23 protein-coding genes and 1 riboswitch are annotated in these 21,567 nt (G+C 66.9%); of the genes, 3 read left to right on the top strand and 20 right to left on the bottom strand.

From position 1 onward, the window contains the following. Nucleotides 1-28: 28 nt before the first annotated feature. From hisB to DID99_RS29005, 18 genes are all read right to left on the bottom strand, one after another. Complete coding sequence (gene hisB / locus DID99_RS29090) at nucleotides 29-616, bottom strand: imidazoleglycerol-phosphate dehydratase HisB (RefSeq protein WP_006751804.1); 588 nt, start codon at nucleotides 614-616, stop codon at nucleotides 29-31. Nucleotides 617-681: 65 nt separating this feature from the next. Then, the gene (gene hisC / locus DID99_RS29085; RefSeq protein ID WP_044845957.1) at nucleotides 682-1,755 is read right to left on the bottom strand and encodes a histidinol-phosphate transaminase; all 1,074 of its coding nucleotides are present in this window, start codon (nucleotides 1,753-1,755) and stop codon (nucleotides 682-684) included. A gap of 122 nt (nucleotides 1,756-1,877) precedes the next feature. Next, on the bottom strand, nucleotides 1,878-3,194 hold the full coding sequence (hisD, locus tag DID99_RS29080; RefSeq protein ID WP_044845958.1) for a histidinol dehydrogenase: 1,317 nt from the start codon (nucleotides 3,192-3,194) through the stop codon (nucleotides 1,878-1,880). A gap of 24 nt (nucleotides 3,195-3,218) precedes the next feature. Continuing rightward, entirely contained in the window at nucleotides 3,219-3,872 is a 654-nt protein-coding gene (hisG, locus tag DID99_RS29075) for an ATP phosphoribosyltransferase (protein WP_006751807.1), read from the bottom strand. Next, a complete protein-coding gene (gene murA, locus DID99_RS29070; RefSeq protein WP_124487855.1) occupies nucleotides 3,869-5,218 on the bottom strand; it encodes a UDP-N-acetylglucosamine 1-carboxyvinyltransferase in 1,350 nt (449 codons plus the stop codon). The genes hisG and murA overlap by 4 nt, the downstream gene beginning before the upstream one ends. 14 nt (nucleotides 5,219-5,232) lie before the next feature. Next, nucleotides 5,233-5,472: a BolA family protein gene (locus tag DID99_RS29065; RefSeq protein WP_006477131.1), complete on the bottom strand. Its 240-nt coding sequence runs from the start codon at nucleotides 5,470-5,472 to the stop codon at nucleotides 5,233-5,235. Between the two features lie 50 nt (nucleotides 5,473-5,522). Further along, nucleotides 5,523-6,278 (bottom strand): ABC transporter permease, encoded by a 756-nt coding sequence (locus tag DID99_RS29060; protein WP_044845960.1) that lies wholly within the window; start codon nucleotides 6,276-6,278, stop codon nucleotides 5,523-5,525. Continuing rightward, nucleotides 6,275-7,201 carry an ABC transporter ATP-binding protein gene (locus tag DID99_RS29055; RefSeq protein ID WP_044845961.1) on the bottom strand — a complete coding sequence of 309 codons (927 nt, stop codon included), beginning with the start codon at nucleotides 7,199-7,201 and terminating at the stop codon, nucleotides 6,275-6,277. The genes DID99_RS29060 and DID99_RS29055 overlap by 4 nt, the downstream gene beginning before the upstream one ends. Before the next feature lie 192 nt (nucleotides 7,202-7,393). Further along, nucleotides 7,394-7,669: a lipid asymmetry maintenance protein MlaB gene (locus DID99_RS29050; protein WP_044845962.1), complete on the bottom strand. Its 276-nt coding sequence runs from the start codon at nucleotides 7,667-7,669 to the stop codon at nucleotides 7,394-7,396. Beyond that, entirely contained in the window at nucleotides 7,666-8,295 is a 630-nt protein-coding gene (locus DID99_RS29045) for a phospholipid-binding protein MlaC (protein ID WP_044846000.1), read from the bottom strand. Before DID99_RS29045 ends, DID99_RS29050 begins: the two co-directional genes overlap by 4 nt. A gap of 110 nt (nucleotides 8,296-8,405) precedes the next feature. Further along, complete coding sequence (locus DID99_RS29040; protein WP_044845963.1) at nucleotides 8,406-9,371, bottom strand: VacJ family lipoprotein; 966 nt, start codon at nucleotides 9,369-9,371, stop codon at nucleotides 8,406-8,408. A gap of 32 nt (nucleotides 9,372-9,403) precedes the next feature. Further along, nucleotides 9,404-9,964, bottom strand: coding sequence for an outer membrane lipid asymmetry maintenance protein MlaD (gene mlaD, locus DID99_RS29035; RefSeq protein ID WP_124487854.1), 561 nt, complete (start codon nucleotides 9,962-9,964; stop codon nucleotides 9,404-9,406). Between the two features lie 24 nt (nucleotides 9,965-9,988). Beyond that, nucleotides 9,989-10,756, bottom strand: coding sequence for a lipid asymmetry maintenance ABC transporter permease subunit MlaE (mlaE, locus tag DID99_RS29030; protein ID WP_006762098.1), 768 nt, complete (start codon nucleotides 10,754-10,756; stop codon nucleotides 9,989-9,991). Then, nucleotides 10,753-11,574, bottom strand: coding sequence for an ABC transporter ATP-binding protein (locus tag DID99_RS29025; protein ID WP_044845966.1), 822 nt, complete (start codon nucleotides 11,572-11,574; stop codon nucleotides 10,753-10,755). Before DID99_RS29025 ends, mlaE begins: the two co-directional genes overlap by 4 nt. 84 nt (nucleotides 11,575-11,658) lie before the next feature. Then, the gene (thiE, locus tag DID99_RS29020; RefSeq protein ID WP_124668057.1) at nucleotides 11,659-12,783 is read right to left on the bottom strand and encodes a thiamine phosphate synthase; all 1,125 of its coding nucleotides are present in this window, start codon (nucleotides 12,781-12,783) and stop codon (nucleotides 11,659-11,661) included. Then, on the bottom strand, nucleotides 12,780-13,595 hold the full coding sequence (locus tag DID99_RS29015; RefSeq protein ID WP_039322226.1) for a thiazole synthase: 816 nt from the start codon (nucleotides 13,593-13,595) through the stop codon (nucleotides 12,780-12,782). The genes thiE and DID99_RS29015 overlap by 4 nt, the downstream gene beginning before the upstream one ends. 38 nt (nucleotides 13,596-13,633) lie before the next feature. After that, the gene (gene thiS, locus DID99_RS29010; protein WP_014898319.1) at nucleotides 13,634-13,831 is read right to left on the bottom strand and encodes a sulfur carrier protein ThiS; all 198 of its coding nucleotides are present in this window, start codon (nucleotides 13,829-13,831) and stop codon (nucleotides 13,634-13,636) included. Nucleotides 13,832-13,863: 32 nt separating this feature from the next. Continuing rightward, nucleotides 13,864-15,000, bottom strand: coding sequence for an FAD-dependent oxidoreductase (locus tag DID99_RS29005; protein ID WP_124668056.1), 1,137 nt, complete (start codon nucleotides 14,998-15,000; stop codon nucleotides 13,864-13,866). A gap of 234 nt (nucleotides 15,001-15,234) precedes the next feature. Then, a riboswitch (TPP riboswitch) is annotated at nucleotides 15,235-15,358 on the bottom strand. 268 nt (nucleotides 15,359-15,626) lie between these two features. Here DID99_RS29005 and DID99_RS29000 point away from each other — a divergent pair. After that, nucleotides 15,627-17,396: an ABC transporter ATP-binding protein/permease gene (locus DID99_RS29000; RefSeq protein WP_044845970.1), complete on the top strand. Its 1,770-nt coding sequence runs from the start codon at nucleotides 15,627-15,629 to the stop codon at nucleotides 17,394-17,396. A 73-nt stretch (nucleotides 17,397-17,469) separates the two neighbouring features. Here DID99_RS29000 and thpR read toward each other — a convergent pair whose 3' ends face one another. Both thpR and DID99_RS28990 read right to left on the bottom strand, forming a co-directional pair. Next, nucleotides 17,470-18,018, bottom strand: a complete 549-nt coding sequence (thpR, locus tag DID99_RS28995) for an RNA 2',3'-cyclic phosphodiesterase (RefSeq protein ID WP_124668055.1) — start codon at nucleotides 18,016-18,018, stop codon at nucleotides 17,470-17,472. Further along, nucleotides 18,015-19,505 carry a sodium:alanine symporter family protein gene (locus DID99_RS28990; protein WP_124571919.1) on the bottom strand — a complete coding sequence of 497 codons (1,491 nt, stop codon included), beginning with the start codon at nucleotides 19,503-19,505 and terminating at the stop codon, nucleotides 18,015-18,017. The genes thpR and DID99_RS28990 overlap by 4 nt, the downstream gene beginning before the upstream one ends. A 315-nt stretch (nucleotides 19,506-19,820) precedes the next feature. On the opposite strand from DID99_RS28990, the gene DID99_RS28985 reads away from it, so the two are divergent. After that, on the top strand, nucleotides 19,821-21,059 hold the full coding sequence (locus DID99_RS28985; RefSeq protein WP_260428122.1) for a lipid II-degrading bacteriocin: 1,239 nt from the start codon (nucleotides 19,821-19,823) through the stop codon (nucleotides 21,057-21,059). Nucleotides 21,060-21,132: 73 nt separating this feature from the next. Then, complete coding sequence (locus DID99_RS28980; RefSeq protein WP_124571920.1) at nucleotides 21,133-21,504, top strand: hypothetical protein; 372 nt, start codon at nucleotides 21,133-21,135, stop codon at nucleotides 21,502-21,504. The last annotated feature ends 63 nt before the right edge of the window (nucleotides 21,505-21,567 follow it).

Here is a 21,567-nt window from a genome sequence, read left to right as displayed (position 1 = left end):
TGTCCGTGGCGTCCTGTCCGTTCGAAAGTTAGAGGCTGCCCTTCGTCGACGGAATCTGCCCCGCCGCGCGCTCGTCGAGCTCCACCGCCGCACGCAGCGCCCGGCCGAAGGCCTTGAACACCGTTTCGAGCTGGTGGTGCGCGTTGATCCCGCGCAGGTTGTCGATGTGCAGCGTGACGCCCGCGTGGTTCACGAACCCGCGGAAGAATTCGATCGACAGGTCGACGTCGAACGTGCCGATCCGCGCGCGCGTGAACGGCACGTGGAATTCGAGACCCGGCCGGCCCGAGAAGTCGATCACGACGCGCGACAGCGCCTCGTCGAGCGGCACGTACGAATGGCCGTAGCGGCGGATGCCCTTCTTGTCGCCGATCGCCTTCGCGACGGCCTGACCGAGCGTGATGCCGACGTCCTCGACCGTATGGTGGTCGTCGATATGCGTATCGCCATGCGCTTCGACCTCGAGATCGATCAGACCATGTCGCGCGATCTGATCGAGCATATGGTCGAGAAACGGCACGCCGGTGGCCAGCTTCTGCCGGCCCGTACCGTCGAGATCGAGCTTCACACGGATCTGCGTTTCGCTGGTATTGCGAACGACTTCCGCCACACGCATGGCAATTCCTTGATTGAGTCTGATGTAAATGGGGATTGATCGTCGCGCGCCGCCGCGCCCTGGGGTCAACCGGGCAGCGCGAGTTTCAAGGCAGCCAGCAGGCGCGCGTTTTCGTCGGGAGAACCGACGGTCAGCCGCACGCATTCGGCCAGCAACGGATGCATTTTACTCACGTTTTTGACCAGCACCCGCTCGGTGAGCAACGCATCGAACACGGCCGCCGCGTCCGGCACGCGCACCAACAGGAAATTGCCGGCGCTCGGAAACACCGTCGCGCCCGGCAGCGCGGCCACGGCCTGCGCGAGGCGCGTGCGTTCCGCACGCAGTTCGGCCGCCTGCGCGTCGAGCACGTCGAGGTGGTCGAGCAGGAAATCGGCGGTCGCCTGGGTCAGCACGTTGATGTTGTACGGCGGGCGCACCTTGTCGAACTCGGTCAGCCACGTCGGCAGCCCGGCGAGATAGCCGAGGCGGATTCCCGCGAGGCCGAGCTTCGAGACCGTGCGCATCACGACGACGTTGTCGAACTCGGCGGCACGCGGCAGCCACGAGCGCTCCGCGAACGGCTGGTACGCCTCGTCGATCACGATCAGGCTGTGCCGCGCGGCCGCGATGATCCGCTCGACGTCGGCTTCGTCGTACAGCGTGCCGGTCGGGTTGTTCGGGTACGCGAGATAGACGATCGCGGGCCGGTGCTCGGCGATCGCCGCGATCATCGCGTCGGCGTCGAGCGTCAGGTCGGCCTTGAGCGGCACGCCGACGAATTCGAGCTGCGCGAACTTCGCGGACAGTTCGTACATCACGAAGCCCGGCACCGGCGCGAGCACCTTCGCGCCCGGCTTCGCGCAGGCCACCGACATCATGCTGATGATTTCGTCCGAACCGTTGCCGAGCAGCACGTCGCACGCGGCCGGCACGCCCATCGCACGGCGCAGCTTGTCGAGCAGCGCGCCCGGGCGCGGCGCCGGGTAGCGGTTCAGCGCGACCTGCGCGAGGCGCTCGCCGAGCGCCGCCGCGAGCGGCGCCGGCAGCGAATACGGGTTCTCCATCGCATCCAGCTTCACGAACCCGCTCGCGTCGGGCACCGGGTAGCTCGTCATTGCGAGCACGTCGCGGCGGATGATGTCTTGTGGCGTCGTCATGGTCTCAAGCCGGCGTGCGTCGCGCCAGCGTCAAATTGGTCGGCAGGGCGGCGGCTGCCGCCCTGCGCTTGGTCTCCTCGTCGTCCGGAGTCGATGCGTCGGCATCGGCTCCGGCGCGCGGGTCACCCCTTCATCCGGAGTTCGGCGCTGCGCGCGTGCGCCTGCAGCCCTTCGCCGTATGCGAGTTCGGAAGCAATCTCGCCCAGCGTCTGCGCACCTTCGGCGCTGACTTCGATCAGGCTCGAGCGCTTGATGAAGTCGTACACGCCGAGCGGCGACGAGAAGCGCGCGGTGCGCGAGGTCGGCAGCACGTGGTTTGGGCCGGCGCAGTAGTCGCCGAGGCTTTCGCTCGTGTAGCGGCCGAGGAAGATCGCGCCGGCGTGGCGGATCTGCTGGCCCCATTGCTGCGGCTCCAGCGCGGAAATCTCGAGGTGCTCGGGCGCGATGTCGTTCGCGATCCGGCACGCTTCGGCCATGTCGCGCACCTTGATCAGCGCGCCGCGGCCTTCGAGCGACGCGCGGATCACGTCCTGGCGCGGCATCGTCGGCAGCAGCTCGTCGATCGCCTTCTCGACGCGCTCGAGGAACGCGGCGTCCGGGCACAGCAGGATCGACTGCGCGAGTTCGTCGTGTTCGGCCTGCGAGAACAGGTCCATCGCGACCCAGCTCGGATCGGTCGTGCCGTCGCACAGCACGAGGATTTCCGATGGTCCGGCGATCATGTCGATGCCGACCGTGCCGAACACGCGGCGCTTGGCCGACGCGACGTACGCGTTGCCCGGCCCGCAGATCTTGTCGACCGCCGGCACCGTGGCCGTGCCGTACGCGAGCGCGCCGACCGCCTGCGCGCCGCCGATCGTGAACACGCGATCGACGCCGCCGAGCAGCGCCGCGGCGAGCACGAGGTCGTTCTTCACGCCGTCCGGGGTCGGCACGACCATCACGATCTCGCCGACGCCCGCGACCCGCGCGGGAATCGCGTTCATCAGCACCGACGACGGATAGGCGGCCTTGCCGCCCGGCACGTACAGGCCGACGCGGTCGAGCGGCGTGACCTTCTGGCCGAGCACCGTGCCGTCGCTTTCCGTGTACTGCCAGCTATGGGTGCCGCACTCGATCTTCTGTTTCTCGTGGTACGCCCGCACGCGTGCGGCGGCGGCTTCCAGCGCCGCGCGCGCCTTCGGCGCGAGGCCGTCGAGCGCCGTCTGCAGCGCGTCCTGCGGCAGTTCGAGCGCGGCGACGCTGCTGGCGTCCAGCCGGTCGAAGCGGTTCGTGTACTCGAGCACCGCGGCGTCGCCGCGCGACTTCACGTCGGCGAGAATCTGCGCGACCGACTGCTCGATCGCTTCGTCCTCGCTCGCCTCGAACGCGAGCACCGCACGCAGCGCGGCGTCGAAGCCGTCGCTGGTCGAATCGAGTTTGCGGATGGTGATGGCCATGGAAGTTCCGTTACGGTGATGCGCTCAATTGCCATTCTGCGACGCGCGTTCGAACGCGTCGAGAATCGGCTTGAGCGCCGCGCGCTTCAACTTCAGCGCAGCCTGGTTCACGACGAGGCGCGACGAGATCGCCATGATCTCCTCGACCTCGACCAGATTGTTCGCCTTCAGCGTGCCGCCCGAGCTGACGAGGTCGACGATCGCGTCGGCCAGCCCGACGAGCGGCGCCAGCTCCATCGAGCCGTACAGCTTGATCAGGTCGACGTGCACGCCCTTCGCGGCGAAGTGTTCGCGTGCCGTTTCGACGTACTTGGTCGCGACCCGCAGGCGCGCGCCCTGGCGCACCGCGTTCGCGTAGTCGAAACCGGCCGGCACGGCCACCGACATCCGGCAGCGAGCAATGTTCAGATCGATCGGCTGGTAGAGGCCCGAGCCGCCGTGCTCGACCAGCACGTCCTTGCCGGCCACGCCGAAGTCGGCCGCGCCGTATTCGACATAGGTCGGCACGTCGCTCGCGCGCACGATGATCACGCGCAGGTTCGGATCGGTCGTCGGCAGGATCAGCTTGCGCGACGTTTCCGGATCCTCGGCCACCTGCACGCCGGCGGCCGCCAGCAGCGGCAGGGTTTCCTCGAAAATCCGGCCCTTCGACAGGGCGAGGGTCAGCGGCGCGGTCATGCTTGGCTCCCGGAGAGTCGGCGCACGTTCGCGCCGACGGCGGTCAGTTTGGTTTCCATGCGGTCGTAGCCGCGGTCCAGGTGATAGATGCGGTCGACGAGCGTTTCGCCTTCGGCGCGCAGCCCGGCGATCACGAGGCTCGCCGACGCGCGCAAGTCGGTCGCCATCACGTTCGCGCCGGACAGCTTGTCGACGCCCGTCACGAGCGCCGTGTTGCCGTCGATCGTGATGTTCGCGCCGAGCCGGTTCAGCTCCTGCACGTGCATGAAGCGGTTCTCGAAGATGGTCTCGACGACCTGCGCGGTGCCCGTCGCGACCGAATTGAGGGCCATGAACTGAGCCTGCATGTCGGTCGGGAACGCCGGGTATTCTGACGTGCGGATCGTCACCGCCTGCGGGCGGCGGTCCATCTTCACGCGCAACCAGCTGTCGCCTTCCTCGATCGACACGCCGGCCTCGCGCAGCTTGTCGATCACCGCGTCGAGGATGTGCGGGCGCACGCCCGTCAGCATCACGTCGCCGCCCGCCGCCGCGACCGCGCACAGGAACGTGCCGGCCTCGATGCGGTCGGGAATCACCGAATGGCGTGCGCCGTGCAGCCGCTCGACGCCCTGGATCACGAGGCGGTCGGTGCCGATGCCGTCGATTTTCGCGCCCATCGCGACCAGCAAGTGTGCGAGATCGCTCACTTCCGGCTCGCGTGCCGCGTTCTCGATCACCGTCTCGCCGTCGGCCAGCGTCGCGGCCATCAGCAGGTTTTCCGTCCCCGTCACCGTGATCATGTCGGTCACGATGCGCGCTCCCTTCAGGCGCTTCGCGCGTGCCTCGATGAAGCCGTGCTCGATGCTGATCTCGGCGCCCATCGCCTGCAGGCCCTTGATGTGCTGGTCGACCGGCCGCGCGCCGATCGCGCAGCCGCCCGGCAGCGACACCTTGGCCTCGCCGAAGCGCGCGAGCAGCGGCCCGAGCACGAGGATCGACGCGCGCATCGTCTTGACGAGCTCGTACGGCGCGACGAGGTTGTCGACGCGCGATGCGTCGAGCTGCACGCGGCAGCCGTCCGTTTCGCTCTTCACGCCCATCTGGTTCAGCACCTTCAGCGTGGTGCGCACGTCCTTCAGGTTCGGCACGTTGTCGAGTTCGACCGGCTCGGCGCTGAGCAGCCCCGCGCACAGGATCGGCAGTGCGGCGTTCTTCGCGCCCGACACGACGATCTCGCCCGACAACCGGCGACCGCCTTCGATCACCAGCTTGTCCATCCCATGTCCCTGCGATTCCCCGTTGGCGGCCGGGTGTGCCGTGGCGACGCTCTGGACGGCGTCGCGCTCGTTGACGGTGACTTGCACTCAGTGGTTCCGGTTTATGCGTTCTGCCATTCGGCGGGCGTCAGCGTCTTCATGCTGAGCGCGTGAATTTCCTGCTTCATGCGATCGCCGAGCGCCGCATAGACGAGCTGGTGCCGCTGGATCGGCCGCTTGCCTTCGAAGGCCGCCGACACGATCGTCGCGAAGAAATGCTGGCCGTCGCCTTCGACTTCCAGATGAGTGCAGGCGAGACCGCCGGCGATGTATTGCTTGACCTGTTCGGGAGTCGGCAACATGAGGGGCTCCTGTCGGCGCGCGCCGCCCGTGGCGGCCGCCGCCGTCGATATCAATGACGCAGTTTGTAGCCGGTCGCGAGCAGCCGCATCGCGAACATCGCGAGCAGCACGAAGAAACCGGTGACGATCGCGAGGCTCGCGAGCGGGTTGATGTCGGACGCGCCGAAGAACCCGAAACGGAAGCCGTCGATCATGTAGAAAAACGGGTTGAGACGCGAGATCTCGCGCCACACGGGCGGCAGCGAGTGCGTCGAATAGAACACGCCGGACAGGAACGTCAGCGGCATGATCAGGAAGTTCTGGAACGCGGCGAGCTGGTCGAACTTCTCGGCCCAGATCCCGGCGATCAGCCCGAGCGTGCCGAGGATCGCCGAGCCGAGCAGCGCGAACGCGATGATGAACAGCGGCGCCGCGAAATGCATCGGGATAAACCAGATCGTCACGACGAACACGCCCGCGCCGACCGAGAGCCCGCGCACGACGGACGCGAGCACGTACGCGCCGAAGATGTCCTTGTAGGACAGCGGCGGCAGCAGCACGAACACGAGGTTGCCGGTGATCTTCGACTGGATCAGCGACGACGAGCTGTTCGCGAATGCGTTCTGCAGCACGCTCATCATCACGAGGCCGGGGACCAGGAAGCTCACGTACTCGACGCCCGGATACACCTCGACGCGGCCCGACAGCGCGTGGCCGAAGATCGTCAGGTACAGCAGCGCCGTCACGATCGGTGCGCACACCGTCTGGAACGACACCTTCCAGAAACGCAGGAGTTCCTTGTAGAACAGCGTTTGAAAACCGCTCATGCCAATCCCTCGACGACTTCTGCTCCGTTCATCACCTGGACGAACACATCCTCGAGGTCGGCCTTGCGGACCTCGATCTCGTCGAACGTGCAGCCCGCCGCGCGACACTGCGCGAGAATCCGTTCGACATCGTCGTAGCTCGCGAGACGCAGCAGATGCTCGCCCGGCGCGCGTGCGGCCGGATCGGTCTCCAGCCCGCGCAGCTCGGCGGGCAGCGCGCCCGTTGCCAGTCGCAGGTACAGCTGCAACCCCGCGAAGCGGCGCAGCAGCGCGTCGGTGCGGTCGAGCGCGACGACCTCCCCGCGGCGCAGCATCGCGATGCGGTCGCACAGCGACTCGGCTTCCTCGAGGTAATGCGTGGTCAGGACGATCGTGTGGCCTTCGCGGTTCAGCCGCGAGATGAATTTCCACAGCGTCTGGCGCAGCTCGACGTCGACGCCGGCCGTCGGCTCGTCGAGCACGATCACGGGCGGCCGGTGCACGAGCGCCTGTGCGACCAGCACGCGGCGCTTCATGCCGCCCGACAGCGCGCGCATGTTCGCGTCGGCCTTCTCGGTGAGGTCGAGATTGGCCATCACTTCGTCGATCCAGTCGTCGTTGCGGCGCAGCCCGAAATAGCCGGACTGGATCCGCAGCGTCTCGCGGACGGTGAAGAACGGGTCGAACACGAGTTCCTGCGGCACGACGCCGAGCGCGCGGCGCGCACCGCGGAAGTCCTTGACGACGTCGTGGCCGCGCACCGAGATACTGCCTTCATCGGCCCGGGCGAGCCCGGCGAGGATACTGATGAGCGTGGTCTTGCCTGCGCCGTTCGGGCCGAGCAGACCGAAAAACTCGCCCTCCTCGACCGACAGGCTGACGCCCTTGAGCGCCTGAAGCGATTTGTAGCGCTTCTTGACGTGACGGATTTCTATGGCTGACATGACTGTGCGCGGCGCAGGGGCCGCGACGCCTATTCTGTGCTTGCTGCGAAAGAAAATGGGGGCCGGACGCCGATTGGCTGCCCCGCAAAACGCTTGATTATAGGGCAAACCGGCTGGTGGAGCCGGCGCCTAAGGCGCGCGGCCTGAAGCGTGCGCGCGCCGGCTGGCGCGGCAGGCTTCGGTCGGACAGGGTCAATGTCGCCCGGTGCCGTCGATGAGCGCGTCGACGCCGTAGGCGCGCGCGAGGCTGGCGAGCTTCGAGGGGAGATTGAGGATGTCGAGGGTCGCACCGCGCGCTTTGGCGGCACGTTGCCATGCGAGCAGCACGGCGAGCGCGGACGAGTCGAACTGCGTCAGCGCCGCGCAGTCGACGGCGGTTTCGCCCGCGTCGATGCGCGCGAGACCGTCCGCGAGCGCGGACTTCGCGCTCGCGACGGTCAGCGAGGAGCCGGCCGCGAAGCCGCTCACGACGCCTGCTTGCCGGCGGCAAGTTCCTGGTTGCGCTGCGTCAGGAACTTGATCAGGCCGTCCACGCCGCTTTGCTGGATCTTCTCGTTGAACTGCTGCTGGTACGTCTGGATCAGCCATGCGCCCAGCACGTTCAGGTCATACACCTTCCAGCCGTTGGCCGTCTTGTACAGGCGGTAATCGATCTGGACCGGCTGGCCGTTGTTCATCGCGACCGTCTTCACGACGACGTCGGTGTCGGCCGGATCGGCACGGAACGGCGGGTACTGGATCTGCTGGTCCGGCTTCAGCTGCGCAAGCGCGCCCGAATACGTGCGGATCAGCAGCAGCTTGAACTGCTCCTGAACCTGCTGCTGCTGCTCGGCCGACGCCGTGCGCCAGTTGCGGCCCATCGCGAGCTGCGTGGTGCGGCGGAAATCGGTGTACGGCAGGATGTCCTTGTTGACGATCGTAATGATGCGGTTGGTGTCGCCCTGCTTGATCGTCTGCTGCTTGACCTCGTCGAGCACCTGCTGCGTCGCCGTCTTGATCAGCGCCTGCGGGTTCGACTGGTCGACTTGCGCGTGAGCTGCGCTGCCGAACGAGAACAGCGCCGCGAAAACGGGAATCAGGAACAGTTTTTTCATCATGGAGACCTGCATGAAGAGTCGATGCGAAGGTTGGAGCCGGTAGATTACGCGAAGGTTCGCGTGCGCTACCGACTGAATCGTTTCCGGCTGTAACGAATGTAAGCGCGTCAGTGCAGCCGGATGCTCGGGAAGCGGAATCCGCCCGGCGACGGCGGCGCCACCTGCATCGGCGGCACGGTCGTCGCGCTGGCCGGGTTCGGCGCCTGGGCGGCGCCCGACGCCGGTGCGGCAACGGCCGCGCCCGATGCGCCGGCCGGCGCCGTCGCGCCACCGACTGCCGCGGCACCCGCCGTCCCGGCCGCACCGGCTGCCGCCGGCGCCGCGCCGTCGTCCGGCAGGTCGTACTTCGGCAGCGCATCGTTGCTCGAGGTCGTCGAGGCCTCGCCGCGCGCGTTGTCGATCAGCATCTGGCGGCGTTGCAGGTACGCGTTGCGCACGAACGAATACTTGTCGAGCGCCGCAGCATCCAGCACGTCGCCCGCGCCGAGCAGGTTCGCACGCGTGTTGACGAGGTTCACGCCGAACAGGCCCCAGCTCAGGCCGTCCGGCTTCACGTAGGTGAGCGGGTTGCCGACGTAGTCGACGCCGAGGCCGGCCGTGTCGCGCAGCGTGCTCGGGCCCAGCAGCGGCAGCACGAGATACGGACCCGACGGCATGCCGTAGCGGCCCATCGTGATCCCGAAGTCGGCCGTGTGCTTCGGCAGTTTCGCAATCGTCGCGACGTCGAACAGGCCGCCGACGCCGAACACCGTGTTGATCACGACGCGCATGATGTCGCCGACGCCGTCCGCGATCCGCAGCTGCACGATGTTGTTCGCCGCGATGTAGACGTCGCCGATGTTCGAGAAGAAGTTCGTCACGCTGTCGCGCACCGGCTGCGGCACCACGTACTGGTAGCCCTTCGCGACCGGTTTCAGCGCGTACGTGTCGACCGTGTCGTTGAACTTGTACATCGACCGGTTGAAGCCTTCGAGCGGATCGCCCTTGGTCGGCGTCTGCACGGTCGCGCAACCGCTCAACGCGGCGACTGCCGCCACCGCGAGCGCGGCGTGCCTGATGCGGATCGTCTGCATGGTCATTACCCTCTTGTCTTTCTCTCGTGTGGTTATTGGGCGGCCGAACCGGACACCGCGGAGGCCGGCACCGCGACCGGTGCGGGCGCCGCCGGTGCAGCCGAGGCGCCGGATGCCGGCTTCGCGCCACCCGCGTCGGCTGCCTTGCTGTACAGGAACTGGCCGATCAGGTTCTCGAGCACGATCGCCGACTGCGTCATCGTGATCGTATCGCCCGCCTTCAGCATTTCGGTGTCGCCGCCCGGATCGAGGCCGATGTACTGCTCGCCGAGCAGGCCCGACGTCAGGATCTTCGCGGACGAATCCTTCGGGAACGGATACTGGCCGTCGATATCGATTGTCACCAGCGCCTGGTAGGTGTTGGGATCGAAGCCGATCGCCTTCACGCGACCGACCACGACACCCGCGCTCTTCACGGCCGCGCGCGCCTTCAGCCCGCCGATGTTGTCGAATTTCATCCGCACCGAGTAGGTCGGCTGAAACGAAAGCGAGCTCATGTTGCCGACCTTGAGCGCCAGGAACAGCACCGCAAGGAAGCCCACCACCACGAACAGGCCGACCCAGAAGTCGAGAGCAGTCTTTTTCATCGTCATCCCAAAATTTGGCTTGGCTGAGGCTTAGCTGAACATCAGCGCGGTCAGCAGGAAATCGAGGCCGAGTACGGCGAGCGACGCGAACACGACCGTCTTGGTCGTCGCGCGCGACACGCCCTCGGGCGTGGGCTTCGCTTCATACCCTTGAAACAGCGCAATGAAGGTCACGGCGAACCCGAACACGATGCTCTTGATCACGCCGTTGCCGACGTCGGCCCATACCTGGACCCCGCCCTGCATCTGCGACCAGAACGCGCCCGGATCGACGCCGATCAGCACGACCCCGACGAAATAGCCGCCGAGCACGCCGACCGCGTTGAAGATCGCGGCGAGCAGCGGCATCGCGATGATGCCGGCCCACAGGCGCGGCGCGATCACCGTCTTGACCGGGTCGACGGCCATCATCTCGAGCGCGGTGAGCTGCTCGCCGGCCTTCATCAGGCCGATCTCGGCCGTCAGCGACGTGCCGGCGCGGCCCGCGAACAGCAGCGCGGTCACGACCGGGCCGAGCTCGCGCACGAGCGACAGCGCGACCAGCAGGCCGAGCGCCTGCTCGGACCCGTAGCGATTCAGCGTGTAGTAGCCCTGCAGGCCGAGCACGAAGCCGACGAACAGGCCCGACACGGCGATGATCACGAACGAATAGTTGCCGAGGAAGTGGATCTGCTTCGTGACCAGCCGCGGCCGGCGCAACAGCGGGAAGAATTCCAGCACGAGGCGCACGAACAGCCGCGTGCCGTAGCCCGCGCGCTCGAGGCCGCCGATGACGTAACGTCCGATCGCGCTGATCATGCGCGCCCTCCGCCGAGCCCGAAATCCGCTGCCAGCGGCGGGCTCGTGTAATGAAATTTGAACGGGCCGTCCGGCGCGCCGTCGATGAACTGGCGCACGCTCGGGTCGGTCGATGCGCGCAGCTCGTCGGGCGTACCCTGCGCGAGCACGCCGCCGTTGGCCAGAAAATACACGTAGTCGGCGATAGCGAACGATTCCGGCACGTCGTGCGTGACGAGGATCGACGTCGCGCCGAGCGCCTCGTTCAGCGTGCGGATCAGGTTCGCGGTGATGCCGAGCGAGATCGGATCGAGGCCGGCGAACGGTTCGTCGTACATGATGAGCTGCGGGTCGAGCGCGATCGCGCGCGCGAGCGCGATGCGGCGCGCCATCCCGCCCGACACCTCGGACGGCATCAGGTCGCGCGCGCCGCGCAGGCCGACCGCGTTGAGCTTCATCAGCACCAGATCGCGGATCAGGTCGTCGGGCAGGTCGGTGTGTTCGCGCAGCGCGAACGCGACGTTCTCGAACACGGACATGTCGGTGAACAGCGCGCCGAACTGGAACAGCATGCCCATCTTGCGGCGCAGCGCGTACAGGCCGTCGCGCGTCTGCGCGCCGACGTCGGCGCCGTCGAACAGCACCTGGCCGCGGCGTGCGCGCACCAGCCCGCCGATCAGGCGCAGCACGGTCGTCTTGCCGCAACCCGACCCGCCCATGACGGCGACGACCTGGCCGCGCCCGAAGCGCATGTTCAGGTTCGACAGGACGAGGCGGTCGCCGTAGCCAAAGTCGACGTCGCGAAGTTCCAGCAGGGTCTCGGTAGGAGTGGGGCTCACGGAGCTGACAGTCCTTTTACGCAGAACGCCGAATTATAGGGCCTGCATTGGAATGATGTCGTGACGCCGTTCCGGGCCCTGCGGTCAATGATTGTCAAATTGTCGGGCAAAGCATTGCTGCAATGCAACAATAGCCGCCCGATAATCGTTGGCGTCCGTGATCGCGCTGACCACCGCGACGCTGCCGACGCCCGTCGCCAGCACGTCCGGCAACGCGTCGAGCCCCACGCCGCCGATCGCGACGAGCGGCGCCCGCGCCCCCGCGAAGCGCGCATAGCGGGCAATCCTCGCCAGGCCCTGCGGCGGCGCCGCGACTGCCTTGGTCGCGGTCGCGTAGACGGGACCGAGCGCCAGATAGCTCGGGCGCTCGTGCAAGGCCCGCAACATCTCGTAATAGCCGTGGCTCGACAGCCCGAGCCGCAGGCCGGCGCGCGCGATCGCGGCCAGATCGGCCGTTTCCAGATCCTCCTGGCCCAGATGTACGCCGTACGCACCCTCTTCTACTGCGATCCGCCAGTGATCGTTGATGAACACACGCGCATCGGGATAGCGGCGCCCTGCCGCGACCGCGCGCGCGATTTCACGGCGCAATGCGTCCGGCTCCGCGCCTTTCACGCGCAGCTGCACGGTCCGCGCGCCGCAATCCAGCACGCGCTCGACCCATTCGGCATCCGGGACGACCGGATACAGGCCCAGTTGCGCGGGGCACGGCGGGAATGCCGGCTCCGGTGCGGCGGCCAGGCCGGCGACACGCGGAAACCGTGCCGCGTCGACCGGCCACGCATCGGCATCGCGCGTTTCGTCGCCGTCGCGCCACGCCAGCGCGAGCACCAGCGCGTCGATCGGCGCGAAACCGCAGTCGAGGAACGCGGCGAGCGCCGCGATCCAGTCGTCGGCGAGCGGATGCGCGGCTTCCAGCGCGTGGCGCACGCCCGCGGCATGCAGCACGGCGCCGCGCTCGTCGAATTCGATTGCGACCGTATCCGGCGATGCGGGGCGCGATGCGGCCGACGCGCGCGCCTGCGCGGCACGGTCGCCGGCCGACACGATCAGCACGTCGCCGTCGGCCGGCACGTCGGGCGCCGCGACGCAGAGCCGCCACGGCGTCGTGCCGGCCGGCCAGTCGCCGAGGCGCGCGCGAATCCGCTCGGCCGCTTCGGCCAGCTCGTCGGCCGGCGGCCAGAAGGCATCGGCGAAGCGCGCGCTCATGCGCCGCCTCCGTCCTGGTGCCAGAACGGCATCCCGACGACCGGCGTGCTCGCATGCGCGGTCTCGCGCGCATCCATCGGCCCGGCAAGGTAGGCCGCACGGCCGGCCTCGACGCCCTGCGCGAACGCGCGCGCCATGATCTCCGGGTGCGTGGCCTGCGACACGGCCGTGTTCAGCAGCACCCCGTCGAAACCCCACTCCATCACCTGGCACGCGTGCGACGGCACCCCGAGCCCCGCGTCGACGATCAGCGGCACGTCCGGCAGCCGCTCGCGCAACACGCGCAGCCCGTACGGGTTCACGACGCCCTTGCCGGTGCCGATCGGCGCGCCCCACGGCATCAGCGCCTCGCAACCGACGTCGAGCAGGCGCCGGCCGATCACGAGATCCTCGGTGCAGTAAGGCAGCACCTTGAAGCCGTCCTTGACCAGTTGCGCGGCCGCCTCGATCAGCCCGACCGGGTCGGGCTGCAGCGTGTAGTCGTCGCCGATCAGCTCGAGCTTGATCCAGTCGGTGTCGAACACCTCGCGCGCCATGTGCGCGGTCGTCACCGCCTCGGCGACGGTCTGGCAGCCGGCCGTGTTCGGCAGCAACGGCACCGCGTGACGCTTGAGCAGGTCGAAGAAACCGGCCTCGGCCGTGCCGCCGGTCATCTGACGGCGCAGCGCGACCGTCACCATCCCGGGGCGCGACGCGGCGATCGAGTCGGACAGCGACTGCAGCGACGGATAGCGCGACGTGCCGAGCAGCACGCGGCTTGCGAAGGTTTCGCCGTACAGCGTCAGCGCGTCGGCGGAAGTGAGGGACGTCATGTCGTTTTCCTGGAAGAGCGGGGGCGAACCGGCGGCGCTCAGCCGCCCGCGACGGGGTGCACCACGTCGAGCTTGTCGCCCGTCGCGAGCGCGCGCGCCGCATGCTGCGTGCGCGCGACGAAATTGCCGTTCAGCGCGACCGCGTACGGCGGACGCGCGCCGTACGCGGCGAGCGCGTCGGCCACCGTCGCGCCGTCGGGCAGCGTCAGCGTCTGTTGGTTGATCTGGATATCCATGAGGCTTGATCGAATTCGGTCGGCGGCGCGCGTCAGGCCGGCTGGCGCGCGTCGTCGCGGTGATGAAGGAGCGTCGGCCAGCGCGCGGCATCGCGCCATGCGGCGAACGCGTCGGCATCGGCGAACGTGCCGCCGAGCGCGGCCTGCGCGAACGCGACCGCCGCATGCGCGACTTCCGGCGCGATCATGAAGCCGTGCCGGTACAGGCCGTTGACGGCGAGCGTCGTCGCGCCGTCCCAGATCACCGTCGGGCGATGGTCGGGCAGCGTCGGGCGGCACTGCGCGTTGAGTTCGAGGATGCGCGCCTCGCCGAATGCCGGGTGCACGGAGAACGCCGCGCTCAGCAGTTCGAGCGCCGAGCGCACGCTGACGGGCGACATGTCCTCGCCCTCCACCTCGGTTGCGCCGATCACGTACAGGTCGTCCTGTTTCGGCGCGATGTACAGCGGATAGCGCGGATGCAGCAGCCGCACGGGCCGCGTGAGCCCGATGCCGGGCGCATGCACGCGCGCGACCTCGCCGCGGATGCCGCGCAGCGCGGGCAGCGCGGATTTCGCGCCGAGCCCGCGGCAATCGATCGTGAAATGCGCGTCGGGCCGGTTCGCGTCGTCGATCGTCGCGTGCCAGTGCAGCTCGACGCCGCGTTGCGCGAGGCCCGCCGCGAGCGCGCGCAGCGCCTGCCGGTTGTCGAGCTGCCCTTCGCGCGGCAGCATCAGGCCGCGCGCGAAGCGGCCCGCGAGCGCGGGCTCGGCCGCATCGACCTGGCCACCGGCCAGCGCGACGAAGCCGCCGTCGAACAGCTCGGCCGGCGCGTTCGCGCGCACGCGCCGCTCGAACAACGGCGCCTCGGCACGATCCGCGTGATGCCAGACGACGAGCGTGCCGTGCTGCTGGAAGAACACCGGTTCGGGCAGTTCCGCGAGCCATTGCGGCCAGCGCGCGAGCGATGCGGCGCCGAGCTCGGTGATCAGCAGCTCGGCACTCGCCGCCTCGGCGAGCGGCGCGAGCATCGCGGCCGCGACCCACGCGGCCGACTGCTCGCCGTCCGGGCCGCCGCGTTCGTACAGTGCGACGCGATGCCCGTCGCCCGCGAGCCGCCACGCGATCAGGCGGCCGACGAGGCCGCCGCCGAGTACCGCGAAATCCGGCCGGGAAGCATGGAGGTTCATCGCGCCCCCTCCCCGCGAACCAGGCGGGCGCATGCGACGGACGTCGACGCGCGCACACGGTCCCGTGCAGACGCACGCGACAGCGGATCGGGAACAGCGCAAAAGACTGAAGATTGAGCGGTCATCATTCCTTCCGTAACGCGCGACGCGCGTACCCAAAAGGACGAAACCGGCAGCAAAGGCCGGCCGGGCGGGACTCGGGCGCTGACCATGTGGGATGGCGGCCAGCGCGGCCCGGCGGGATCAGAAACTTCCCTCGCCGGTATTACCCGGATCGGGTGCGAAGGGTCTTTCTCAGCCTCGCCGCGTTGCCCGGAACTGTCCGTCGGCCGCGCTCGAAGCACCCCTGTTTCGTCGTCGGCCATTAGACCATAAAAGCGGAAAGCGCCGCAAACTGTCCCCTTGCGGCAAATTCGCCGTCGCGCCGCGCCGCTCTGGCACAATGCCCGCAGGCCGGCCGCGCGAGCGGCCGGTTGCCGCGTCACCGCCGGCCTTAAGTGCCGTTTAAGACGCGCGGGCCACCATCCGGACGCCCGCCGTCAGTCGGCACCTCGTCCCGGCATGCCGTATCGCGGCGCGCGTCCGGCTCCGCCCGGCCCGCGCGCCGGCTACTCATCAGGAAGCACATGACCCAATCGATCGATCCCGTCCGCTCCGCCTCCGACGCGCCGCAGGACGAGCGCCCGGTATCCGCATGGAGCCTCATCAAGCCCTACTGGGTGTCGTCCGAATGGAAAGTCGCGTGGGGGCTGCTGGTCACGATCATCGCGATCAACCTCTGCGTGGTCTGGATCAACGTCAAGCTGAACAAGTGGAACGCGCAGTTCTACAACGCGCTGCAGTCGAAGGACGTCCACGACTTCCCGAACCTGCTGATGCAGTTCTCCGCGCTCGCGTTCGGCTTCATCATCCTCGCGGTGTACGGGCGCTACCTGCGCCAGATGCTCGGGTTCCGCTGGCGCCAGTGGCTGACCGACCGGTTTCTCGGCCAGTGGCTCGGCGATCGCGCGTTCTACCGGATCGAACGCGACCGCCTCGCCGACAACCCCGACCAGCGGATCACCGACGACCTCCAGTCGTTCGCGACGACGACGCTCGCGCTGTCGCTCGACCTGCTGTCGACGGTCGTCACGCTCGTGTCGTTCATCACGATCCTGTGGTCGCTTGCCGGCGCGCTGACGCTCTCGCTCGGCGCGACGCCGATCACGATCCCCGGCTACATGGTGTGGGCGGCCGCGCTGTACGCGGTGGTCGGCTCGCTGATCATCCAGAAGGTCGGTCACCCGCTCGTGTCGATCAACTACCAGCAGCAGCGCGTCGAGGCCGACTTCCGCTTCGGGCTGATCCGCGTGCGCGAGAACGCCGAGCAGATCGCGTTCTACGACGGCGAGAAAACCGAAACCGCCAACGCGCAGAGCCTGTTCACGCGCATTCGCGACAACTGGTGGCGCGTGATGAAGTACACGAAGCGCCTCACGTTCGTGCTGAGCTTCTACGGGCAGATCGCGATCATCTTCCCGCTCGTCGTCGCGGCGCCGCGCTATTTCGCCGGCGCGTTCTCGTTCGGCGTGCTGATGCAGATCTCGTCCGCGTTCGGCACAGTCAGCGATTCGTTCTCGTGGTTCATCAACAGTTACTCGACCCTCGTCGAATGGCGCGCTACCGTCAACCGTCTGCGTGAATTCAAGCGCGTGATGGGCACGTCGCACCTGAAGGAAAGCCTGTCGCCCGCGACCGAGCACGGCGGCATCAACCTGCACTACGTCGATGCCGCGAAGCTGTCGACGTCGTCGCTGAAGCTCGCGCTGCCGAACGGCAACGCGCTCGCGAACATCGGCAACGTGACGATCGAACCCGGCTCGCGCTGGCTCGTGATCGGCAAGTCGGGTTCCGGCAAGAGCACGTTCATGCGCGCGCTCGCGGGCCTCTGGCCGTTCGGCGACGGCGCGATCGACGCGCCGGTCGGCGCGCGGATGATGTTCGTGCCGCAGACGAGTTACCTGCCGATCGGCACGCTGAAAGCAGCGCTAACGTATCCGGCCGCGCCCGACACGTTCACCGACGACGCGTGCCGCGACGCGCTGCGCGCGTGCCGCCTCGAAGACTACGTCGAGCGCCTCGGCGAGACCGGCCACTGGACGCGCGTGCTGTCGCCGGGCGAACAGCAACGTCTCGCCGGCGCGCGCGTGCTGCTGCACAAGCCGGACTTCCTGTTCCTCGACGAAGCGACGAGCGCGCTCGACGCCGACAACGAAGCGCGGCTCTATCACCTGTTCGCCGAACGGCTGCCGAAGGCCGCGATCGTCAGCATCGCGCACCGCGAGTCGCTGGCCGCGTTCCACGTCGGCACGATCAACGTCGAACGCGTGAACGACAGCGACAAGGTCGCCGCGTAACCGCTCAACAGAAGGCCGGTGCATGCCGCGCCGGCCTTCTCTTCCTCGTTCTTCCTGCCTTCCCGCCTTCCCGCTACGCCGGCACGATCGGCACCGACACGATCGGCACATGCGACACGCCGTCGTGCGACAGCCGGCTTTCGAATAGCGTCAGCGCGGCGAAACGCAGCGCGCACGGCCGCCCGGTCGCGCCGCCGTGCGCGGGCTGCCCGTCCGCGTCGCGCGGCAACCGCGCGAGCGTGACGTGCGGCCGGAACGGCCGGCGGTCGGCCGGCACGCCCAGTTCGCGCAGCAGCGAGGACAACTCGGCACTAAGCGCCGCACAGGCGGGATCGGGCGCGAGTTCCGCGACGATCAGCCTAGCGCGCGGCAGGCTCGGCCACCACGCGATCCGCTCGACCGGCTGCAACGGCAAAGGATGCGCGGCCGCGAGCGCCGGCAGGCGTGCGGCCAGTGCGTCGCAACGCGCGCGTTCGATCGCGCCGATGAACGCGAGCGTCACGTGCAGTTGCGCGGGCAACGTGCGCCGCGCGCCGCGGGTGACCGGCAGCGCATGCAGCGCGTCGCGCGATGCCGTGTCGGGCATCAGCGCGACGAACGCACGAAGCCGGTCGCCGTTCACGACTCGCGCACCGCCACGCGCGCTTCGGCCACCGCATCGGCCGACACCGGACGCTGCGGCAGCGGGCCGTGCTCGCCCCACACGTCGGCCGGCAGCACGCGCGCGAGCTCGGGAATCGTATTGCGCGTGAACACCGGATCGGCAATGCCCTGCGCGCGCTGGCGGCGATAGTCGCGCCACGCGGCATGCGCATACTTGCCGAGCGCGAGGATCGCAACCAGGTTGATGATCGCCATCAGCCCCATGCTCGTATCGGCCATCGCCCACACGAGCGGCAGTTGCCCGACGCTGCCGAACATCACCATCCCGAGCACCGCGATGCGGAACAGCGGCAGCACGCCGCGCCGCTTCGCGATGAAATCGACGTTGCCTTCCGCGTATGCGTAATTGCCGATCACCGACGAGTACGCGAAGAAGAAGATCGCGACGGCCATGTAGGTGCCGCCCCAGCCGCCGACGTGGCTCGCGATCGCGCGCTGCGTGAGCGCCGCGCCTTCCATGCCGGTGCCGAGTTCGTACTGGCCCGACAGCAGGATCACGAACGCGGTCGCGCTGCAGATCACGATCGTGTCGACGAACACGCCGAGCATCTGGATCAGCCCCTGCACGACCGGATGCCGCACGCTCGCGGTCGCGGCCGCGTTCGGCGCGCTGCCCATGCCGGCCTCGTTCGAGAACAGCCCGCGCTTCACGCCCATCGCGACCGCCTGGCTGACCGCATAGCCGGTCAGGCCGCCCGTCGCCTGCTCGAGCCCGAACGCGCTCTTCACGATCAGCGCGATCACGGCCGGCACCATCGCGATGTGGGTCGCGACCGCGTAGATCGCCAGCGCGAGGTAGCCGATCGCCATCACCGGCACGATCACCTGCGCGACCGACGCGATGCGGCGAATCCCGCCGAAGATGAGCGGCGCGGTGAGCAGCACGAGGCCGAGGCCGACCGTCTCGCGGCTCCAGCCGAACGACGTATGGAACGCGTCGGCGATCGCATTGGCCTGCACCGCGTTGAACACGAAACCGAACGCGAGGATCAGCGACAGCGAGAACAGCACGCCGAAGCCGCGCGAGCGCAGGCCCGTCTGGATGTAGTACGCGGGGCCGCCGCGATAGCTGCCGTCCGGATGCGACACCTTGAAGATCTGTGCGAGCGTCGCCTCGACGAACGCCGACGACATCCCGACAAGCGCCGTCATCCACATCCAGAAGATCGCGCCCGGCCCGCCGACCGTCAGCGCGACCGCGACACCGGCGATGTTGCCGGTGCCCACGCGGCTCGCGAGCCCGGTCGCGAACGCCTGGAACGACGAGATGCTGCCCGGCTCGCCCTTGCTGCCGACCAGTTTCATGCTGAGGAACAGCGCCTTCAGCTGGATCATCCGGAACCGCAACGTGAACCACGCGCCGGCGCCGAGCAGCAGCACGATCAGCACGTAGTTCCACAGCACGCCGTTGACGGCGTCGATCAGCCCATGCACGAGTGCTTCCATCCAGAGTCCTTTCAAATGGGGTCAATCATGGTCGGCTGCGCGTGGCGCGCCGAAAGGACGACATGATATGACAATCCCCGAGAAATATTACAAAATGAAAGAATCGTGACGCGATGCCAGCCGGGCTGTCAACGCATCCAGATTATGCGACTCGCCGCGCGCAACACCAGGCTCGGCTCAATGGACTTTGACGTTTGGAAACGTTGTCCGAACCGTCCATCGGGGAGGACACGTCTCGCGGAATCGCTTCAGTTGGACGTTACCGCGCGCCGCACTCGGCACATACGGGGAGCACCGCCCGAGGCTGGCGAGCGGATGAGCACCATACAAAATCCTTGCAGAACAACCCAAAAAGACAAACGCTATGTCTTTCGCTATGCGAATCAATTACCGAAAGACAACCAAACGGGGTGTGAAATGCTCAAGCACGACACGCTGGCATCTGAAAATGTCATGAATGGCGACAACAAACGGCAACACCAGAACAGGCGCCGCTTCCTGATTGCTTCGACCGCGCTACCGCTCGGAACCTTGCTGAAACATACAACGAGCGCGGCGCAATCAAATGTCCTGCCACCGATTTCGGTTACCGCACCACGACCGCCTGATTTCAACTTTGGTGATTTCAACACCAATGCGAACGAAATACCTGGCGCAAATGTCGGGGCGGGAATACCAGCACCATCCATCTGCTTCAATCAACATTGCGCGTCGAACTACATGCTCCTTTTTGCGAACACGGGCAACATGGTTCGCGCAACGGAGATGTTTCTCAAGCACCTTCAGGTATTCGGAAAAAATGACGCAGCCTTTTGGGGAAGCCAGCTTGCTCTAGTCGGCGGATTTACCCCCTGGCTCGCAAGAGGAGGCTACAAATACTTACCCGGAGCCAAACCATACGGTCTCGATTTTTCCACGGGCCACTACGCAGATATCTCAACGCTATTTGGCATCTACGCAGGTCAATTGCAAGGAATCCCTCCAATATCGGAATTCGAGTTCTATGGAAATCCGCTCATGTTTATTGGAGCAATCAGTCACTGGGTATACGGAAACGGCCAGCGTCGATCTATGAACATCGAATCCCTCAATTTAAAAATGGGGATATCAGACTTCGAACAAATCACCAAAATTGTTGAAAACCCGACATACGGCCCCGGAGCACACGCACTCGTCATTCCCTTCAGCACGAACATCTTTTCCCATGGAAAAAAAGACTTGTGGTCTGCCTCAACCCTCGGGCGAATTTCCGGACATGCCCGAGGAACATTAACACTAAATTCTGACAACACCTATCAATTCGTTGGCTCCTATACACTCAACCCCGACAGATTTGACGCAGATCGCTCGAATCGAGATTTTCTACAGGAATGGGCGACCACATTTCTTCGAACACTAGGGAATGCGCTAGGGCATACCGACTACGATATCGTCTTCACTGGCGAAAAGAACGTTTCCTTTTCCGGTCAACGGCCCATACGAAATATCCAAGAGCCCCCACCCCAAGCAGTTCATCGACCATCGTTCGGAGGATTAATGCGCCCTGGCCGCTGACAAGCCATATCCCCGCCCCGGACGCACAAACATCCGTGGCGACTGATTAACTAAAACGAATCTGGATGAGATCGTGACGTCGAGAATCCTACGCTACACCGTGCGGTCGATGCTTTGGCTTGTCGCAACAACAACCGTGCTCGTCTTACTGCTATTTGTCATCCTCATGTTTGCCAGATATGAAATAGACGAAGGTAGTTGTCCCGACGCGCCAGCGGCAGAGCTTGAAGCCAAGATTCTCGCGTTCGCCAAAGAACAGGGAATCAGTTTGACCGACGTCAGCTTCACCGGGACTCCCCGATACCACGATGGCACCCTTGGCTGGTGGGGATTCGATCTGAGCGCGCGCGAAGGAGACTATGTCACGACAATCGATTGCAGCGGGCGCGTCTCCGGCTTTGGAACGATCCAGCGGCTCCCTGACCCACCCGGGCCGTCCAGGTAATGCCGCGGCTCGGGGCACGAAGGCCCATTTGGAATGCCAGATTACACCCACCGCAAGTCATTC

It is taken from the genome of Burkholderia sp. Bp8986, from assembly GCF_003854225.1.
Taxonomy (GTDB): Bacteria; Pseudomonadota; Gammaproteobacteria; order Burkholderiales; family Burkholderiaceae; genus Burkholderia.
Note: the sequence above shows the minus strand (reverse complement) of the source record. Positions and strands in the feature narration are given on the sequence as shown.

Coding starts and splice junctions, on each gene's coding strand:
- hisB (WP_006751804.1), bottom strand. CDS start 616: ATGCGTGTGGCGGAAGTCGTTCGCAATACCAGCGAAACGCAGATCCGT.
- hisC (WP_044845957.1), bottom strand. CDS start 1,755: ATGACGACGCCACAAGACATCATCCGCCGCGACGTGCTCGCAATGACG.
- hisD (WP_044845958.1), bottom strand. CDS start 3,194: ATGGCCATCACCATCCGCAAACTCGATTCGACCAGCGACGGCTTCGAC.
- hisG (WP_006751807.1), bottom strand. CDS start 3,872: ATGACCGCGCCGCTGACCCTCGCCCTGTCGAAGGGCCGGATTTTCGAG.
- DID99_RS29065 (WP_006477131.1), bottom strand. CDS start 5,472: ATGTTGCCGACTCCCGAACAGGTCAAGCAATACATCGCCGGCGGTCTC.
- DID99_RS29060 (WP_044845960.1), bottom strand. CDS start 6,278: ATGAGCGGTTTTCAAACGCTGTTCTACAAGGAACTCCTGCGTTTCTGG.
- DID99_RS29055 (WP_044845961.1), bottom strand. CDS start 7,201: ATGTCAGCCATAGAAATCCGTCACGTCAAGAAGCGCTACAAATCGCTT.
- DID99_RS29045 (WP_044846000.1), bottom strand. CDS start 8,295: ATGAAAAAACTGTTCCTGATTCCCGTTTTCGCGGCGCTGTTCTCGTTC.
- DID99_RS29040 (WP_044845963.1), bottom strand. CDS start 9,371: ATGCAGACGATCCGCATCAGGCACGCCGCGCTCGCGGTGGCGGCAGTC.
- mlaD (WP_124487854.1), bottom strand. CDS start 9,964: ATGACGATGAAAAAGACTGCTCTCGACTTCTGGGTCGGCCTGTTCGTG.
- mlaE (WP_006762098.1), bottom strand. CDS start 10,756: ATGATCAGCGCGATCGGACGTTACGTCATCGGCGGCCTCGAGCGCGCG.
- thiE (WP_124668057.1), bottom strand. CDS start 12,783: ATGAGCGCGCGCTTCGCCGATGCCTTCTGGCCGCCGGCCGACGAGCTG.
- DID99_RS29015 (WP_039322226.1), bottom strand. CDS start 13,595: ATGACGTCCCTCACTTCCGCCGACGCGCTGACGCTGTACGGCGAAACC.
- thiS (WP_014898319.1), bottom strand. CDS start 13,831: ATGGATATCCAGATCAACCAACAGACGCTGACGCTGCCCGACGGCGCG.
- DID99_RS29005 (WP_124668056.1), bottom strand. CDS start 15,000: ATGAACCTCCATGCTTCCCGGCCGGATTTCGCGGTACTCGGCGGCGGC.
- DID99_RS29000 (WP_044845970.1), top strand. CDS start 15,627: ATGACCCAATCGATCGATCCCGTCCGCTCCGCCTCCGACGCGCCGCAG.
- DID99_RS28990 (WP_124571919.1), bottom strand. CDS start 19,505: ATGGAAGCACTCGTGCATGGGCTGATCGACGCCGTCAACGGCGTGCTG.
- DID99_RS28985 (WP_260428122.1), top strand. CDS start 19,821: ATGAGCACCATACAAAATCCTTGCAGAACAACCCAAAAAGACAAACGC.